Annotated in this window: 2 protein-coding genes; both read left to right on the top strand. The window is 75.9% G+C overall.

Annotated features, from left to right (window positions below):
• Positions 1-78 precede the first annotated feature (78 nt).
• Positions 79-7,428, top strand: a complete 7,350-nt coding sequence (locus KUM32_RS18690; protein WP_217143049.1) for a type I polyketide synthase — start codon at positions 79-81, stop codon at positions 7,426-7,428.
• A gap of 72 nt (positions 7,429-7,500) precedes the next feature.
• A partial coding sequence (locus tag KUM32_RS18685) for an SDR family NAD(P)-dependent oxidoreductase (protein WP_374227530.1) occupies positions 7,501-20,513 on the top strand: 13,013 nt, incomplete at its 3' end.

Below are 20,513 nucleotides of genomic sequence, written 5' to 3'. Positions count from 1 at the left end.
GGGTTCCGGGTGTTCGGGGAGGTGTCGGGGCATCCGGTGCTGACGTTGGCGTTGGAGCAGTGTGTTCCTGATGCCGGGGTGTTCGGGACGTTGCGGCGGGGTGAGGACGGTCCGGCCGGGCAGATCCGGGCGCTGGGTGAGGCGTGGGTGCGCGGAGCCGACGTCGACTGGCGGACCTGGCCCACCGACGGCCACTGGCTGCCCGACCTGCCCACCTACCCCTTCCAGCGGCAGCACTACTGGCTGGCGTCCGAGCCCGGCACCGGCGACCTGGCCGGAGCCGGCCTGGACGGCACCGGGCATCCGCTGCTCGCGGCGGCCGTCCTGCTGCCCGACTCCGACGGCGTCGTCTTCACCGGACACGTCTCCCGGCGCACCCAGCCATGGCTCACCGACCACGGCGTGCTCGGCGCCGTGCTGGTACCCGGCGCCGGTCTGCTCGAACTGGCCCTCGCGGCGGGCGAGTACACCGACGTCCCGCACGTCGAGGAACTCCTCCTCCAGACCCCGCTGGAACTCCCCGAGACGGGCGGCGCCGACCTGCGCGTCACCGTCGCCGCACCCGGCCCGGGCACCACTCACCGCACCGTCACCATCCACTCCCGCACCGACGGCGGCCACCCCTGGACCCAGCACGCCACCGGCACCCTCCGCCCGGCCGCCCCGGCCCCCGGCACACCCGCCGCCGACGTGCCGTGGCCGCCGAGTGACGCCGAGCCCGTCGACACCGAGGCCCTCTACACCGCGCTGGCGGACGTCGGCCTGGACTACGGACCCGCGTTCCGGGGACTGCGCCGGGTATGGCGACGCGACGGCGAGATCCTCGCCGAAGTCGCCCGCGACACCGGCGACAGCGACGCCTACGGCATCCACCCGGCGCTGCTCGACGCCTGCCTGCACGCCCTCGCCGCCGGCGGTCTGCTGCCCGGCGAGGACGGCGCCGCCCGACTGCCGTTCGCCTTCACCGGCGTCCGCCTGCACGCCGTCGGCGCCGGCTCACTCCGGGTGCGGCTCACCGCGGGCGAGGGGGACGAGACCGTACGGCTGCACGCCGCGGACGAGGCGGGACTGCCCGTACTCGACGTCGACGCGCTGGCGGTCCGACCGGTCACCGCCGACCGGTTCGGCACCGGACCCGCCGTGCCGCCGCTGTACGCCCTGGAGTGGACGGACGCCCAGGTGCCGACCGGCACCGCGAGCCCCCTGCCGACGACCGGGCTCGGCGACGAGCTGCCCGGGGACACCGGTGACGTGCTGCTGCTGGACTGTGCGAGCGTCACCACCGGCGACGGATCCGGCGTGCGGGACACGACCGGGCGGCTGCTGGAGACCCTGCAACGGTTCCTCGGCGACGACACCCGGGCCGGCACCCACCTGGTCGTCCGCACCGACGGGGCGATCGCCGCCGACCCCGGCGACACCGTGCCCGGACTGGCCGCCGCCGCCCTGTGGGGGCTGGTCCGGTCCGCGCAGAGCGAGCACCCCGGCCGGCTCACCGTCGTCGACGCCCCGAGCACCGACCGCGTCGCGGACGTACTCGCGGCAGGGCACCCCCAGGCGGCGGTGCGCGACGACCGCGTACTGGTGCCCCGCATCACCCGGCACACCACCCCGGACGGCGAACTGCCCGACCTCACCGCCGGCACGGTCGTGGTCACCGGCGCCACCGGCACCCTCGGCCGCCTGGTCACCCGTCACCTCATCACCGCGCACGGCGTCCGGGACCTGCTCCTGCTCTCCCGCTCCGGCGCGAGCCCCGACCTCGGCACCGACCTCGACGGCGTACACGTACGGGCGGTCGCCTGCGACGTCACCGAGCGGCCGGCCGTCGACGCCGCGCTGCGCGACGTGACCGTCAGCGCCGTCGTCCACACCGCCGGCGTCCTCGACGACGGCCTGCTCGCCGACCTCACCCCCGACCGCCTGGACACCGTCCTGCGACCCAAGACGGACGCCGTACGGAACCTGCACGAGGCGACCGCCGGCCAGCCCCTCACCGCGTTCGTGCTGTTCTCCTCGGCCGCCGGCCTGCTCGGCAACCCGGGGCAGGCCAACTACGCCGCCGCCAACACCTTCACCGACGCCTTCGCCGCCCACCGCCGCGCTCAGGGACTGCCCGCCACCTCACTGGCCTGGGGCCTGTGGGACACCGACGCGGGCATGGCGGGCGGACTCACCGACGCCGACCGGCGACGGCTGCGGCGCGGGGGTGTGCTGCCGCTGGCGGCCGAGCAGGGCTTGGCCCTGTTCGACGCGGCCCTGCGCGCCGACACCGCCCTGGCCGTTCCCGTCGCGCTGAGCCTGCCCGCGCTGCGCACCACCGCCGAGAGCGGACTCCTGCCGCCGGTCCTGTCCGGGCTGGTCCGCACCGGACCGCGCCGCGCCACCACCACCGGCGGTCCGGGCGGATTCGCCGAACGGCTGGCCGGTCTGCCCGAGGCCGAACGCGAGCAGACCGCCACCGAACTGGTCCGCGGCACGATCGCCGCCGTCCTCGGCTTCGCCGCCGGCAGCGCCATCGACGGCAACCGGGCGCTGCGCGAACTCGGCTTCGACTCACTGACCGCGGTCGAACTGCGCAACCGGCTGCGCCTGGCCACCGGCCTCACCCTCCCCGCCACCCTCGCCTTCGACTACCCCAACGCCCGCGCCATCGCCCGCCATCTGCTCGACCGGGCCCTCACCACGGACCGGCCGGCCGCCGCCGGGCCCGCGCGGACCGCGCCGGCCGCCACCGACGAACCGATCGCGATCATCGGCATGGCCTGCCGGTTCCCCGGCGGGGTGCGGTCCCCGGAGGACCTGTGGCGGCTGCTGCGCGACGGCGGCGACGCGATCTCCGGGTTCCCCACCGACCGCGGCTGGGACCTGACCGGCACCGACTTCACCCGGCAGGGCGGTTTCCTGCACGACGCCGGCGAGTTCGACGCCGGACTGTTCGGCATCTCCCCGCGCGAGGCCCTTGCCATGGACCCGCAGCAGCGGCTGCTGCTGGAGACCTCCTGGGAGGCGTTCGAACGCGCCGGACTCGACCCGCTCGGCCTGCGCGGCTCCCGTACCGGCGTGTTCACGGGCCTGATGTACCACGACTACGGCACCGGCCTGTCCACGCTGCCCGAGGGTGTCGAGGGCTACCGCGCCACCGGCGTCTCCGGCAGCGTGGCCTCCGGCCGGGTCGCCTACGTCTTCGGCCTCGAAGGCCCGGCGCTCACCGTCGACACCGCCTGCTCCTCCTCCCTGGTCACCCTGCACCTGGCCGCCGAGTCCCTGCGGCGCGGCGAGTGCGCACTCGCCCTGGCCGGCGGGGTGTCGGTGATGGCCAACCCCAGTACGTTCGTCGAGGTGGCCCGGCAGGGCGGGTCCGCCGCCGACGGCCGCTGCAAACCGTTCTCCGCGGCCGCCGACGGCGCCACCTGGTCCGAGGGCGCCGGTGTGCTGCTGGTGGAGCGGCTCTCCGACGCCCGGCGCCTCGGGCACCCGGTGCTCGCGGTGGTGCGGGGCAGCGCCGTCAACCAGGACGGGGCGTCCAACGGGCTCACCGCGCCCAACGGCCCCTCCCAGCAGCGCGTCATCCGCGCCGCGCTGGACGCCGCCGGCCTGACCCCGCAGGACGTGGACGCCGTCGAGGCACACGGCACCGGCACCCGGCTCGGTGACCCCATCGAGGCGCAGGCGCTACTGGCCACGTACGGCCAGGACCGCACCGGCGACCCGCTGTGGCTCGGCTCGGTCAAGTCCAACCTCGGCCACACCCAGGCCGCCGCCGGTGCCGCCGGACTCATCAAGACGGTGCTCGCACTCGGCCACGGGGTGCTGCCCCGCAGCCTGCACATCGACGCGCCCTCCCCGCACATCGACTGGGACTCCGGTGCCGTCGCCCTGCTGGACACCGAACGGCCCTGGCCGGACGCGGCCCGGCCGCGCCGCGCCGCCGTCTCCTCCTTCGGCATCAGCGGCACCAACGCCCACGTCGTCCTGGAACAGGCCCCGCCCGCACCGCCCGTACCGGACAGCCCGTCGCTGCCGGTCGTCCCCTTGCTGCTCTCCGGCCGCGACCGGGCCGTACCGGCCGCGCAGGCCCGTCGGCTCGCCGCGTTCCTTCGGGACCGGCCCGGTCTGCCGCTCGTCGACGTCGCCCACACCCTCGCCGGGCGGGCCCGGCTGGAGCACCGCGCGGTCGCCCTGCACCACGAGGCCCTGCTCGCCCTGGCCGACGGCCGCCCCTCCGCCGACGTCGTCACCGGCGTGGCCGGCCCTCCCGGCGGAGTCGTGTTCGTCTTCCCCGGGCAGGGCGGCCAGTGGGACGGCATGGCCGCCGGACTGCTGGACAGCTCACCGGAGTTCGCCGCGCGCCTGCGCGAGTGCGACGCCGCGCTCGGGGAGTACCTGGACTTCTCGGTGGAGGCGGTGCTCCGGCAGGAGCCCGGCACCCCGTCCACGGACCGCCTCGATGTCGTCCAGCCCGTGCTGTTCGCCGTGATGGTGTCCCTCGCCGCCTGGTGGGACGCGCACGGCGTCCGCCCGGCCGCGGTCGTCGGGCACTCGCAGGGAGAGATCGCGGCGGCCTGCGTCTCGGGTGCCCTCGGTCTGGACGACGCGGCCCGGATCGTCGCCCTGCGCAGCCGGGAGATGATGGCCATCGCCGGGGCGGGCGCGATGCTCTCGGTCGCGACCGGTGAGGACGACGTGCACGCCCGGATCGCCGAGCACGAGCACGAGCACGGGCACCGGGGCGAGGGTGACAGCGGGCTCGAGATCGCCGCCGTCAACGGCCCCGCCTCCGTCATCGTGGCCGGTGCCGCGGACGCGATCGACGCACTCGCCGCCCGCTTCGAGGCGGCCGGTGTACGCGCCCGCCGGGTCAAGGCCAGCGCCGCCGGTCACTCCGCGCAGGTCGAGGTCCTCCGCGACCGCGTACTGGAGGGACTCGCCCCCGTCCGGGTCGGCACCGGCCGGGTGCCCTGGTACTCCACCGTGCGGGCCGAACCCATGACGCCCGAGGACGGGCCCGGCTACTGGTACGACAACCTCCGCAAGCCCGTCCGGTTCGCCGCCGCCGTACGGCGTCTCCTCACCGACGGCTACCGGCACTTCGTCGAGGTCGGCCCGCACCCGGTGCTCACCGCCGGACTCCAGGACATCGCCGCCGAGGCCGGCGTGGAAGCGGCCGTCACCGGTACCCTCCGACGGGACGAGGACGGCCCGGAACGGCAGCTGCGTACCCTCGCCGAGGCCTGGGCCGCCGGCCTGCCCGTGGACTGGACGACGGTGCTGCCCGGCGACCGCCGGGCACCCGGCGTGCCCACCTACCCCTTCCAGCACCGGCGTTACTGGCTGGCCGACGCCCCCGGACCGGCCGCCACCGCCGACGACCCGGACGACGGCGCGTTCTGGACCGCCGTCGAGACCGCCGTCGAGGCCACCGACGCCACCGCCCTCGGCAAGACCCTCGGCATCGACGCGGACGCCCTCGCCCCCGTGCTGCCCGCGCTCGCCGACTGGCGCCGCGGCCGGCGCGAACGCTCGACCCTGGACGCCTGGCGGTTCCGGATCGCCTTCAAGCCGCTGCCCGAGCCGGAACCGGGCCGCCTGACGGGTACGTGGCTGGTGCTCCATCCGGCCGACGTCGACCCCGGTGCGATCACGGCCGTCCTCACCGGCGCCGGAGCCGAGGTCGCACTCGCCACCGAAGCCGACCGGGAGACACTCGCCGCCCGGCGCCACACCGGCGTCGTCTCGCTCCTCGGCCTGCGCGACGACGACCGGGCCGTCCTGGAGACCCTCGCGCTGATGCGGGAGCTGGGCGGCCTGGACACCGCCCTGTGGTTCGTCACCCGTGGCGCGGTCGCCGCCGCCCCCGGCGACCCGGCGTCCCGGCTCGCCCCCGCCCAGGTGTGGGCGCTGGCCCGCACCTTCGCCCTGGAGCACCCGGAGAGCTGGGGCGGCCTGCTCGACCTGCCGGAGACCCTCGACACCCGGGCCGCCGACCGGATCGCGGCCGTCCTGGCCGGCCTGGACGACGAGGACCAGGTCGCCGTCCGCTCCAGCGGCGTCCTGGCCCGCCGTCTGCTGCCCGCGCCCGCCGACCCGGCCGCGCCGCTGTGGGAGCCGCGCGGCACCGTCCTGATCACCGGCGGAACCGGTGCGCTCGGCGCCCACGTCGCCCGCTGGGCCGCCGCCTCCGGCGCCGGCCACGTCGTCCTCACCAGCCGCCGGGGCGAGGACGCCCCCGGCGCCGGCGCCCTGCGCGAGGAACTCACCGCGCTCGGCGCCCGGGTGACCGTCGCCGCCTGCGACACCGCCGACCGCGAGCAGGTCGCCGGACTGCTGGCCGCCCTGCCCGAGCCGGTCACCGCGCTCGTGCACGCCGCCGGCACCCTCAGCCCCGTACTGCTCGCCGACTCCACCCCCGACGAACTGGCCCACGTCCGCTCCGGAAAGGTCGACGGAGCCGTCCACCTCCTCGACCTCCTCGACCCCGGCCACCTGGAACAGGTCGTGCTGTTCTCGTCCAACGCCGGCGTCTGGGGCAGCGCCCGCCAGGGCGTCTACGGCGCCGCCAACGCCGCCCTCGACGCGCTCGCAGAACAGGCCCGGGAACGCGGCCTGCCGGTCACCTCGGTGGCCTGGGGGCTGTGGGACGGCGGCGGCATGGCCGAGGAGTCCGGCGGCGAGGAGTACATGCGCCGGCGCGGCTTCCGCGGCATGCCCCCCGAGGCGGCGATCACCGCGATGCGGCAGGCCGCCGGGGCCGGGGAGACGTTCCTCGCGGTCGCCCACGTCGACTGGTCGGCGTTCGCCCCCGCGTTCGCCTTCGCCCGCACCCGTCCGCTCATCGCCGACCTGCCCGGCGTACGGGCACTCCAGGCCACGACCGAGGCCGCCCCGCCGGAGGACGCCGGGTCGGCGCTGCGCGAGCGGCTGGCCGCCGCGCCCCCGCACGAGCACGAGCAGATCGCGCTCGACCTGGTACGCGGCCACGCCGCAGCCGTGCTCGGGCACGACGGGCCGGACGCGGTGGACGCGCGGCGTCCGTTCAAGGAGTTCGGGTTCGACTCGCTGACCGCGGTCGACCTGCGCAACCGCCTCACCGCGGCCACCGGCCTCACCCTGCCCGCCACCCTGGTCTTCGACCACCCCACCCCGGCGGCGGTGGCCGGACTCCTCCTCGAACGGCTCGTGACCGGCGACGGCGCCACCCCGGAGACCGTACTGGCCACCCTCGACCGGCTCAGCGAGGAACTGGCGGCCACCGCGGACGACACCGCGCTGCGGCTGCGGGTCGCCATGCGGCTGCGCGGGCTGCTCGACGGACTCGACGGGCCCGACGACGCCGCCGCGACGGCCGGGGACACGGTCAGCGCCAAGCTGGAGACCGCCGACGCGGACGAGGTGTTCCGGTTCATCGACGAACTCGGAGTCCAGTAACCAGCAGCAGGGGAGAGGTAGGGGTAGGCCGCCCCCGAGAGGGCGGCCTACCTTCGGCCCAGGCTGGCAGGAGTGGAGAACGCGCTCCGACGGTCCCCCGCGTCGCTCTCCCGCGCTCCGCGCGAACCGATCTTGGTGAGGCCTGAGTTGGTGGATCACGACAAGCTCCTCGACTATCTCAAGCGGGTCACCGCGGATCTGCACCAGACCCGCGAACGGCTGCACAAGGCCGAGTCCGCGGACCGGGAGCCGATCGCGATCGTGGCGATGAGCTGCCGCTACCCGTCGGGCGTCCGCACCCCGGACGACCTGTGGCGGCTGGTGAACACCGGCACCGACGCCATCGGCCGCCCGCCCGCCGACCGCGGTTGGGACCTGGAGGACGCCTACGACCCCGACCCCGAGCACGGCGACGGGTACGCCACCGAGGGCGGCTTCCTCACCGGCGCGGGCGAGTTCGACGCGGCGTTCTTCGACGTCAGCCCCCGCGAGGCGCTGTCGATGGACCCGCAGCAGCGGCAGGTCCTCGAAGCCTCCTGGGAGGCCCTGGAACGCGCGGGCATCGACCCGACCACCCTGCGCGGCAGCCGCACGGGCGTGTTCATCGGCTCCAACACCCAGGACTACGTCCGGCTCATCGGCGGCACCGTGCAGGCCGCCGAGGGCTTCCTCATCACCGGCACCACCGCGGCCGTGCTGTCCGGCCGGGTCTCCTACACGCTCGGCCTGGAGGGGCCGGCGGTCACCATCGACACCGCCTGCTCCTCGTCGCTGGTGGCCCTGCACCTCGCCGCGCAGGCGCTGCGCGCCGACGAGTGCACCATGGCGCTGGCCGGCGGCGTCACCGTGATGGCCACCCCGAGCGCGTTCACCGAGTTCTCCCGGCAGCGGGGCCTGGCCGCCGACGGCCGCTGCAAGGCGTTCTCCGCCGACGCCGACGGCATCGGCCTGTCCGAGGGCGTCGGCCTGGTGCTGCTGGAGCGGCTCTCCCGCGCCCAGCGCCTCGGCCACCCGGTCCTCGGCGTCATCAAGGGCTCCGCCGTCAACCAGGACGGCGCCAGCAACGGCATCGCCGCGCCCAACGGTCCCTCCCAGCAGCGCGTCATCCGCCAGGCCCTGGCCAACGCCGGACTCTCCGTCGACGATGTGGACCTGATCGAGGCGCACGGCACCGGCACCCGCCTCGGCGACCCCATCGAGGCACAGGCCGTCCTCGCCACCTACGGGCAGGACCGCACCGGCGGCCGGCCCGCACACCTCGGCTCCATCAAGTCGAACATCGGCCACACCCAGGCCGCCGCGGGCGTCGCCGGCGTGATGAAGGCCGTCCTCGCGATGCGGCACGGCACCATGCCCAAGTCGCTCCACCTGGACGAGCCGTCCCCGCACGTCGACTGGAGCGCCGGCGACGTCGAACTGCTCACCGAGGCACGCCCCTGGCCTCGCCGGGACACCCCCCGCCGGGCCGGCGTCTCCTCGTTCGGTGTCAGCGGCACCAACGTCCACATGATCATCGAGGAGCCGCCGGCCGAACCCGAACCCGTCCCGGCCGAGCCCTGCCCGGCGCCGGTCCCCGTCGTGCTCTCCGCCCGGGACACCGAGGCCCTGCGCGCCCAGGCCCGGCAGCTCTACACCCACGTCGAGGACCGGCCGCGGCTCGCGGTCACCGACCTCGGCGCGGAGCTCGCGACCGGCCGCGCCGCCCTGGAACACCGCGCCGTCGTCCTCGCCGACGACCGGGACACCCTCCTCGGCGCGCTCGCCGCCCTCGCCGTCGGTGAACCCGGGCCCGGCCTGGTCACCGGCGAACCGGCCCACGGCAAGCTCGCCTTCCTCTTCACCGGCCAGGGCGCCCAGCGCCTCGCCATGGGCAGGCAACTGGCCGAACACTTCCCCCGGTACGCCGAGGCGTTCGACACCGCCGCCGCCGCCGTCGACCGGCACCTCGTCCGCCGGCCCGGCGACCACACGCTGCGCGACATCCTCGACACCGACCTCCTGCACCGGACCGGGTACGCCCAACCGGCCCTGTTCGCCGTGGAAGTGGCCCTGCTGGAGACCGTGCGCGGCCTCGGCCTGGAACCCGAGATCGTCGCCGGGCACTCGGTCGGTGAGATCACCGCCGCCCACGCCGCCGGGGTCCTCTCGCTGGACGACGCGGCGGCGCTGGTCGTCGCCCGCGGCCGGCTGATGCAGGCGCTGCCGCCCGGCGGCGCGATGCTCGCCGTCCAGGCCGGCGAGGCCGCCGTCCGCGAAGCCGCCGCCGACGACCTCGACATCGCCGCCGTCAACGGCCCCGCGGCCGTCGTCCTGTCCGGCAGCGAGGAGGCGATCGACCGGTTCGCGCGCACCGCCCGCGACGCCGGCTGGAAGACCAGCCGGCTCCAGGTCAGCCACGCCTTCCACTCCCGGTTGATGGAGCCGATGCTCGCCGAGTTCGCCCGGTCCGTACGGGGCCTGCGGTTCAGCGAGCCGACCCTCGCCGCCGTCTCCACCGTGACCGGCCGTCCCGTCGCCGTGGGGGAGTGGACGGACCCCCAGTACTGGGTCGACCAGGTGCGTCACCCCGTGCGGTTCGCGGACGCCGTCACCGCCCTCGACGGCCTGGGCGCGGGCCGCTACCTCGAACTCGGCCCCGACACCGTGCTGGCCGCCATGGCCGCGCAGACCCTGCCGGACGCCCCGGCCTGCGTCGCCGCCCTGCACCGCGACCGCGACGAGGTCACCGCGTTCCTGACCGCGCTGGCCCGCGTGCACGCCGCCGGCTCCACCGTGGCCTGGTCCGCGCTGCACCCCGCCCGCCCCGCCGAACGCCTCGACCTGCCCACCTACCCGTTCCAGCACCGGCTGTACTGGCCCTCCCCGGCCGACCTGGTCACGGTCGACGCCGCCGGTCTGGGACTGACCGGCACCGACCATCCGCTGCTCGGCGCGGTGCTGACCCTCGCCGACGGCGACGGCAGCGTCTTCACCGGCCGGCTCGCCATCCAGACCCACCCCTGGCTGGCCGACCACGCCGTCCTCGGCACCGCCGTGCTGCCCGGCACCGCGATGGTCGAACTGGCCCTGCGGGCCGGTGAGCAGGTCGACACGCCGGTGCTGGAGGAGCTCACCGTCCAGGCCCCGCTCACGGTTCCCGCCACCGGGGGCGTCGCCCTCCAGGTCGTCACCGGTCCCGCCGACGACAGCGGACGGCGCCCGGTCACCGTGCACTCCCGCCGCGAGGACGCCCTGCCCGACGAGCCGTGGACCCCCCACGCCGCCGGTCACCTCGCCCCCGGCCGCCCCGAGACGCCCCCGCCCGCCGGCCTGGACGTCTGGCCGCCGGCCGGCGCCGAACCCCTCCCCGTCGACGGGTTCTACGAGCGACTGTCCGACGCCGGATTCGGCTACGGGCCCGCCTTCCAGGGCCTGACCGCCGCCTGGCGCCTCGGTGACGACGTCTACGCCGAGGTGAGGCTGCCCGAGTCCGAGGCCGGGCACGCCGCCCGGTTCCAGCTGCACCCCGCGCTGCTGGACGCCGCGATGCACGGCGTGGCCCTCACCGAGACCGACCGCGCGACGTCCGGTGCCCGGATGGCGTTCGCGTTCACCGACCTCACCGTGCACGCCGTCGGCGCCACCACCCTGCGCGTCCGCCTCACCCCCGCCGGCCCCGACCGCGTCGGCCTGTGCGCCGCCGACGGCACCGGCGCCCCCGTCGTCACCATCGGCGCGATGGTCATGCGGCCCGTCACCAGCGCCCAACTGGAGGCGGGGCCCCGGCAGGCACCCCGCTCCCTGTTCGGCGTCGACTGGGCCGAACGCCCGCTGGAACCGGCCCCGGCCCCTGAGAACTGGGCCGCCCTCGGCCCCGTACGCGACACCGGACTCCCGCTGGCCGACACCGCTTCCCCGGCCGTCCTGCTGCTGGACTGCCCCCCGCAGACCATCGACCCCGCCGACGACCCGGTCGGCCCGGCCGGCCGCGCCCACGCCGCCACCCGTCGCGTGCTCGCCGCCCTCCAGCGGTGGATCGACGACGAGCGGTACGCCGACACCACCCTTCTCGTCACCACCACCGGCGCCGTCGCCGGCGGCCCCGGCGAGCACCCCACCGACCTCGCGCACGCCGCCGTCTGGGGCCTGGTCCGCTCCGCCCAGTCGGAGTACCCCGCCAGGATCGTCCTCGCCGACGTCGACGGCACCCCCGCCTCCTGGGCCGCGCTGCCCGCCCTGGTCGCCGCCGGCGACACCCCGCAGGCCATGGTCCGCGGCGGCACCGTCACCGCGCCCCGCCTGACCCGTATCGCCCCCGACCCGGCGATGACCCCACCCGGCACCCCGAACTGGCGCCTGGAACGCCCCGCCGACGGCAACACCCTCGACCAGCTGACCCTGGCCGCCCACCAGGCCCCCGAAGGCCCCCTCGACCCCGGCATGGTCCGGGTCGCCGTCCGCGCCGCCGGCCTCAACTTCCGCGACGTCCTGATCGCCCTCGGCATCCACCCCAGCGACAACCCCCTCGACCTCGGCAGCGAGGGCGCCGGCGTGGTCCTGGAGACCGGCCCCGACGTCACCCATCTGGCCCCCGGCGACCGGGTCATGGGCGCCTTCGCGGGCGGCTTCGGACCGGTCGCCGTCACCGACGGCCGCCTCCTCGTGCCGATGCCGTCCGACTGGACGTTCGCCGAGGCCGCCGCCGTCCCCATGGCCTTCCTCACCGCCTACTACGCGCTCGTCGACCTCGCCGACGTCCAGCCCGGCGAGACCGTCCTCGTGCACGCCGGCGCGGGCGGCGTCGGCACGGCGGCCGTCCAGATCGCCCGGCACCTCGGCGCCCGCGTCCTGGCCACCGCCAGCCCCGCCAAGTGGGACGCCCTGCGCGCGCTCGGCCTGCCCGACGAGGACATCGCCTCCTCCCGCGACACCGAGTTCGCCACGAGGTTCGCCCAGGCCACCGACGGACAGGGCGCGGACGTCGTCCTCAACTCCCTCGCCCACGAACTCATCGACGCCTCCCTGACCCTGCTGCCGCGCGGCGGCCGGTTCCTGGAGATGGGCAAGACCGACCTGCGCGACCCCGCCCGCCTCGCCGCCGACCACCCCGGGGTCCGCTACCGTCCCTTCGACCTGTTCGAGGCGGGCCCGGACCGCATCCGCGCCATGCTCACCGAACTCCTCGCCCTGTTCGAGGCCGGGGAACTGCGCCTGCCGCCGGTCCGCGCCTGGGACATCCGCCAGGCCCGCGACGCCTTCCGGTACGTCTCCCAGGGCAAGCACATCGGCAAGAACGTCCTGGTCATGCCCCGCGCGCCCCGCGAGACCGGCACCACGGTCGTCACCGGCGCCACCGGGACGCTCGGCACCCTCCTCGCCCGCCACCTCGTGCACACCCGGGGCGTCCGCGACCTGCTGCTGCTCAGCCGCCGCGGCACCGACGCGCCCGGCGCAGCCGACCTGTGGTCGGAACTCACCGAGGCCGGCGCCCGCGTCCGGCTCGTCCGCTGCGACGTCGCCGACCGCGACGACCTCGACCGCGTCCTGGACGGCGTCGACGTCCGCGCCGTCGTGCACGTCGCCGGCGTCCTCGACGACACCGTCCTCACCTCCCTCACCCCCGACCGGCTCGACGCCGTGCTCCGCGCCAAGGTCGACGCGGTGGTCAACCTGCACGAGGCCACCACCGACGCCGACCTCGACGCGTTCGTGCTGTACTCCTCCGTCGCCGGCCTGCTCGGCACCCCCGGCCAGGGCAACTACGCCGCCGCCAACGCCTTCCTCGACGCGTTCGCCGCCGCCCGCCGCGCCCGCGGCCTGCCCGGCACCTCCCTGGCCTGGGGGGCCTGGGACACAGCCGCCGGCATGGCCCAGAACCTCTCCGAGGTCGACCGCAGACGCCTCACCCGCGGCGGCATCGCGCCGCTGCCGCTGCCCGAGGCCCTCGCCCTGTTCGACGCCGCCCCCGACGCCGAACGGCCGCTGCTCGTCCCGATCCGCATCGACCACACCGTGCTCCGCGCCCGGCAGGGCGACGCCGGACTTCCCCCGCTGCTGCGCGGCCTGGTCCGCGACCACACCCGCCGCGCCGCCACCGGCGAGAGCGCCGGCTCCCTCCTCCAGCGACTGGCCGGCCTGACCACCGCCGACCAGGACCGGCTGCTGCTGGACCTGGTCCGCGCCCAGGTCGCCGCCGTCCTCGGCCACGCGTCCGGCGATGCCGTACCCGCCGCCCGGCCCTTCAGCGAACTCGGCTTCGACTCCCTGACCGCCGTCGAACTCCGCAACCGGCTCAACGCCGCCACCGCCCTGCGCCTGCCCGCCACCCTCACCTTCGACTACCCGACCCCGCAGGCCCTGGTGACGTTCCTGCGCGGCGAACTCACCGACGCGCGACGGGACCTGCCGACCGCGACCTCCCGTCCCGCCGCCACCGACCTGGACGACCCCGTCGTCATCGTCGGCCTCGGCTGCCGCTACCCGGGCGGGATCAGCACCCCCGAGGAGTTCTGGCGACTCCTCGCCGAAAGCCGCGACGGAGTCACCGGCTTCCCCGACGACCGCGGCTGGGACCTCGACACCCTCCACCACCCCGACCCCGACCACCCCGGCACCTCCTACGTCACCGAAGGCGGCTTCCTCACCGGGGCCGGCCGGTTCGACGCCGCGTTCTTCGGCATCAGTCCGCGCGAGGCCATGACCATGGACCCGCAGCAACGCCTGCTGCTGGAGACGTCCTGGGAAGCCCTGGAACGCGCGGGCATCGACCCGGCCACCCTGCGCGGCAGCCGCACCGGCGTCTTCGCCGGCGTCCTCTACAGCGACTACGCCACCCTCCTGCGCCAGTCCGACACCGGCGCCGAAGGGTACGCGGGCGCGGCCAGCTCCGGCAGCCTCGTCTCCGGCCGGGTCTCCTACACCTTCGGCTTCGAGGGCCCGGCCGTCACCGTCGACACCGCCTGCTCCTCCTCCCTGGTCGCCCTGCACCTGGCCGCCCAGGCGCTGCGCTCCGGAGAGTGCGACCTCGCCCTCGCCGGCGGTGTCACCGTCATGGCCACGCCGGGCGCCTTCGTCGAGTTCTCCCGGCAGCGCGGCCTGGCCGCCGACGGCCGCTGCAAGGCGTTCTCCGCCGCCGGTGACGGAACAGGCTGGGGCGAGGGCGCCGGCGTCGTCCTGCTCGAACGCCTCTCCGACGCCCGCCGCGCCGGCCACCCCGTCCTCGCCGTGGTCCGCGGCAGCGCCGTCAACCAGGACGGCGCCAGTAACGGCATCACCGCCCCCAACGGCCCCTCCCAGCAACGCGTCATCCGCCAGGCCCTGGACGCCGCCGGACTCGCCCCCACCGCCGTCGACGCCGTCGAGGCACACGGCACCGGCACCTCCCTCGGCGACCCCATCGAGGCCCAGGCCCTGCTGGCCACCTACGGCCGCGACCGCACCGGCGCCCCGCTCTGGCTCGGCTCCGTCAAGTCCAACTTCGGACACACCCAGGCCGCCGCCGGAGTCGCCGGCGTCATCAAGATGGTCCTGGCCATGCACTACGGCACCCTGCCCCGCACCCTCCACGTCGACCGGCCCACCCCGCGCGTCGACTGGACCGCCGGAGCCGTCGAACTCCTCGCCGACCCCCGCCCTTGGCCGCGCACCGCCCACCCCCGCCGGGCCGGCGTCTCCTCCTTCGGCATCAGCGGCACCAACGCCCACGTCATCCTCGAAGAAGCGCCCACCGCGCCCGACCCGGCGGGCGAACCGGGGACCGGCACCCCGCTGCCGCTCGTCCCGCTGGTGCTCTCCGGTCACGACGCGGCCGGACTCGCCGGCCAGGCCGCCCGCCTGCTGGACTTCCTCGACACCCGCCCCACCGCACGCCTGCTGGACGTCGGCCGCTCCCTCGCCGGCCGGGCCGCGCTGCCCCACCGGGCGGTCGTGCTCGCCCGCACCGCCGACCGGACGGTGACGGACCTCCTCGACCTCGCCGACGGCACCCGCCCCGGTGGCACCGCCACCGACGGACGTCTGGCGATGGTCTTCACCGGCCAGGGCGCCCAGCGAGTCGGCATGGGCCGCGAACTGTACGCGGCGTTCCCGGCCTTCGCGGCGGCCCACGACGAGGTGCGCGAGGCCCTCGGCATGCCGCCGCAGGAGCCGGACGCGGCGGCGCTGGACGAGACGGGCCGCGCCCAGCCGGCGATCTTCGCCGTCGAGGTCGCCCTGCTCGCCCTGCTCCGTGACTGGGGCGTCACCCCGGAGGTCGTCGCCGGCCACTCCGTAGGCGAGATCACCGCCGCCCACGCGGCCGGCGTGCTCTCGCTCCAGGACGCCGCGACCCTGGTGGCCGCGCGGGGCCGCCTGATGCAGGCACTCCCGCCCGGCGGCGCGATGCTCGCGGTCGGCGCCCGTGAGACCGACGTCAGGGACGCCTTCCCCAACATCGACCTCGCGGCGGTGAACGGGCCCGCATCGGTCGTCGTGTCCGGCCCCGAGGCCGACATCGAGCGGGTCGCGGCCACGGCGGCGGAACGCGGCTGGAAGACGACCCGGCTGCGCACCAGCCACGCCTTCCACTCCCGCCTGATGGACCCCATGCTGGACGAGTTCGCCGAGGTCGTCCGGGGCCTGCGGTTCAGCGAACCGAAGCTGCGCGCGGTCTCCACCGTCACGGGCACCACCGTCGACCACGGCGAGTGGACCGATCCCCAGTACTGGGTCGAACAGGTCCGCCGCACCGTCCGGTTCGCCGACGCGCTCACCGCCCTCGACGCCGACCGCGTCCTGGAGGTCGGCCCCGACGCCGTCCTCACCGCCCTCGTGCGGGACGCCCATCCCGACCGCACCGCCGTCGCGGCCCTGCGCCGCGACCGCGAGGAGACCGAAACCCTGCTCACCGCGCTCGGCGACCTCTTCGCGGCGGGCGTCGCGGTGGACTGGCCGGCCGTCTTCGCCGGCACCGGCGCGACCCGCGTCGACCTGCCCACCTACGCCTTCCAGCACAGCACCTACTGGCCCCGGCCCCGCCCCGGCCGCCACACCACCGACCCGGCCGGACTCGGCCTGGTCGGCACCGGCCACGCCCTGCTCGGCGCCGCCGTGGAGCTCCCCGACTCGCCTGCCACCGTCCTCACCGGCCACCTCTCCGTCGCCACCCACCCCTGGCTCGCCGACCACGTGGTCCTCGACCGGACCGTCGTCCCCGGCACCGCGCTGGTCGAGATGGCCCTGGCCGCCGGCGACCGCGCGGGCGTCCCGGCACTGGAGGAACTCCTCCTCCGGACCCCGCTGACCCTGCCCCCGGACGGCGGTGTCCAGGTCCGCGTCACCGTCGCCCCCGACGCCCCCGACGACGGCCGCCGGACCGTCACGCTGCACGCCCGCACCGACGAGACCGACCCCTGGACCGTCCACGCGACCGGCGTCCTCACCGCCCGGCACGCCGCCCCGGCCGCCCCCGGCCTGGTCGCCTGGCCGCCGGCCGGCGCCGAACCCGTACCCCTCACCGACTTCTACCCGTCCCTCGCCGCCACCGGTATGACGTACGGGCCCGCCTTCCAGGCCCTGCGCAAGGTCTGGCGGCACGGCGACGAGATCCTCGCCGAGGTCAGCACCGAGGAGAGCGGCACCGGTTACGCCCTGCACCCCGCCCTGTTCGACGCGGCCCTGCACGCCGTCGGCGCCGGCGGCCTGCTGCCCGAGCCCGGCGTCCGGCTGCCCTTCGCCTTCACCGGCGTACGCGTCCTCGGCGCATCCGCACCGACGACCCTGCGGGCCCGGCTCACCACCGGCACCCGCCCCGACAGCGTGCGCGTCACCCTGGCCGACGAGTCCGGCCTCCCGGTGGCCGAGATCGACGACCTGTCCCTCCGTCAGGTGTCGGGCGCCCAGCTCTCGGCCGCCACAGCCGACCGACTGCTGTACGGCGTGGACTGGGTACCGGAGGACGAGACCGGGACCTTCGATCCGCCCCGCGTCACCATTCCGCTCGGCGAACCGCTCCCGGAAGACACCGCCCAGGTCCTGACGGTCGACGCGACCGCCCCCGGCCCGGCGGCCGAGCGCGCCACGGCCCTGCTCACCCTCCTCCAGACCTGGCTCGCCGACCCCGCCTGGGCCGACTCCCGGCTGGTGGTACGGACGTACGGCGCGGTCGGCGAGGACGTCACCGACCCCGACGGCGCCGCGCTGTGGGGCCTGGCCCGGTCGGCCCGGTCGGAGCACCCCGACCGCATCCACCTTCTGGACGCCGACGCCGACGCCTTCCACCCGCTGCCGGAAGCCCTGGTCCGCGGCGGAGCCGTCCACACCCCCCGCCTCACCCGCGTCCAGGCACCCGGCACGGCCGGCCTCGGTGACGGCCTCGTGGTCGTCACCGGCGCCACCGGCACCCTCGGCCGGCTCCTCACCCACCACCTCGTCGAGACCCACGGCGTCCGCGACCTGCTCCTCCTCTCCCGCTCCGGCGACACCGTCGACGTCGAGGGCGCGACGGTACGCTCCCTCGCCTGCGACCTGGCCGACGCCGACGCGGTCGCCGAGGCACTGCGCGACGAGCCCGTGACCGCCGTCGTCCACGCCGCCGGCGTCCTCGACGACGCACTCCTGACCGACCTCACACCGGAACGGCTCCGCACGGTGTTCCGCGCCAAGGTCGACGCGGTCGCCCACCTGCGCGCCGCCACCGCCCACCACCCCCTGACGGCGTTCGTCCTGTACTCCTCGGCCGCCGGACTCCTCGGCAGCCCCGGCCAGGCCAACTACGCCGCCGCCAACGCCTTCCTGGACGCCTACGCCACCCGCCTGCGGACGGAGGGCGTCCCGGCGGTGTCCCTGGCCTGGGGCCTGTGGGACGCCGGCATGGGCAGCGGCCTGACCGACGCCGAACGGTCCAGGGCCCGGCAGGGCGGCATCGTCCCGCTCACCGCCGAACAGGGCCTGGCCGCCTTCGACGCCGCCCTCGCCGCCGACCGCGCGATCATCGCGCCGCTCGGCCTCGACCTCACCGCCCTGCGCTCCCGCCCCGGACTGCCGCCCCTGCTGCGCGGCCTGGTCCCGGCACCGGCCGGCGGCCGCACGGCGACGGGCCCGGCGTCCGGTGCCTTCGCCACGCAGCTCGCCGCACTGTCGTCCGACGCCGAACGCGAGCGGATCGTCCTGGACCTGGTCCGCACCCACGTGGCGGCGGTCCTCGGCCACGCCGACGTCTCGGCCGTCGCCGCCGACCTGCCGTTCCGCGAACTCGGCTTCGACTCGCTCACCGCCGTCGAACTCCGCAACCGCCTCAACACCGTGACCGGCCTGCGCCTGCCGTCCACCCTGGTCTTCGACTACCCGAACGTCACCGCCCTCGCCGCCCACCTGACGACCGAACTCTCCGGCACCGCCGCCGACGCCACCCCCGTGGTGACCGCTGCCGTCGCCTCCGACGAGCCGATCGCCATCGTCGGCATGGCCTGCCGCTACCCCGGCGGAGTCAGCAGCCCCGAGGACCTGTGGGACCTGGTGGCGAACGGCCGGGACGGAGTCGGGTTCTTCCCCGAGGACCGGGGCTGGGACGTGGAGAACCTCTACCACCCCGACCCCGACCACCCCGGCACCTCGTACACCCGCGAGGGCGGATTCCTCTACGACGCCGCGGACTTCGACCCGGTGGTCTTCGGCATCTCGCCGCGTGAGGCCCTCGCCATGGACCCGCAGCACCGCCTGCTGCTGGAGACGTCGTGGGAGGCGTTCGAGCGGGCCGGGATCGACCCGCTGGGACTGCGCGGATCCCGCACCGGGGTCTTCACCGGTGTCATGTACAACGACTACTCGATGGCCCTCGGCGCCTCCGACGACAGCGCCGAGGGGTTCATGGGCACCGGAGGCAGCATCGCCTCCGGCCGCGTCTCCTACACGTTCGGCCTGGAGGGGCCGGCGGTGACGGTGGACACGGCGTGCTCGTCGTCGCTGGTGGCGCTGCACCTGGCGGTGCAGGCGCTGCGCAGTGGCGAGTGCGACGCGGCGCTGGCCGGTGGCGTCACCGTGATGTCCACGCCGAACACCTTCGTCGGGTTCTCGCGGCAGCGGGGACTGGCGGCCGACGGGCGGTGCAAGTCGTTCGCGGAGGGTGCGGACGGTACGGGGTGGGGCGAGGGCGTCGGCATCCTCCTGGTGGAGCGACTGGCCGACGCCGAGCGCCTCGGGCACCCGGTGCTCGCCGTGGTCCGGGGCAGCGCGGTCAATCAGGACGGCGCGTCCAACGGCCTGACCGCTCCGAACGGTCCCTCGCAGCAGCGGGTGATCCGTCAGGCCCTGGCGAACGCGCGGGTCTCCGCCGCCGACGTGGATGTGGTGGAGGCGCACGGTACGGGGACGCCGCTGGGCGACCCGATCGAGGCGCAGGCGCTGCTGGCGACCTACGGGCAGGACCGCGCGGCCGGTGTGCCGTTGTGGCTGGGCTCGGTGAAGTCCAACCTGGGACACACGCAGGCGGCTGCGGGCGTGGCCGGGATCATCAAGATGGTGCAGGCGATGCGGCATGGACTGATGCCGGGAACGCTCCACGTGGACGCGCCGTCGTCGCAGGTGGACTGGGAGTCGGGCGCGGTGGAACTGCTGACGGACGCCCGGCCGTGGGACGTGGACGGCCGCCCCCGTCGGGCGGCGGTGTCGTCGTTCGGTATCAGCGGCACCAACGCCCACGTCATCCTGGAGGCCCCGGCGGAGGAGCCGGCCCCGGCGCCCGTCACCGGCCCGCCGGTCGCTCCCGTGGTGCTGTCCGCCGCCGACGAGGCCGGGCTGCGCGCCCAGGCCGAGCGGATCCGTGCGACGGACGCGCCGGCCGCCGCCGTGGCCCGGTCACTCACCCGCCGTTCGGCACTGCGGCACCGCGCGGTCGTCGTGGCCGGTGACCGCTCGGAACTGGACGCCGCTCTGGCGGCGGTGGCCGACGGAAGCCATCCGCTGGTCGGAGTGGCCGGTACCGGCCGGCTGGGGGTGGTGTTCACCGGGCAGGGGTCGCAGCGGGTGGGTATGGGCCGGGAGTTGTATGAGGTGTTTCCGGTGTTCGCGGCGGCTTATGACGAGGTGTGTGGGGCGCTGGGTCTGTCGCTGGGTGGTCTGGGTGCGGGGGA

The organism is Streptomyces sp. AC627_RSS907 (assembly GCF_019049165.1).
The sequence above is the reverse complement of the archived record's forward strand: the minus strand, read 5'-3'. Positions and strand labels throughout refer to the sequence as shown.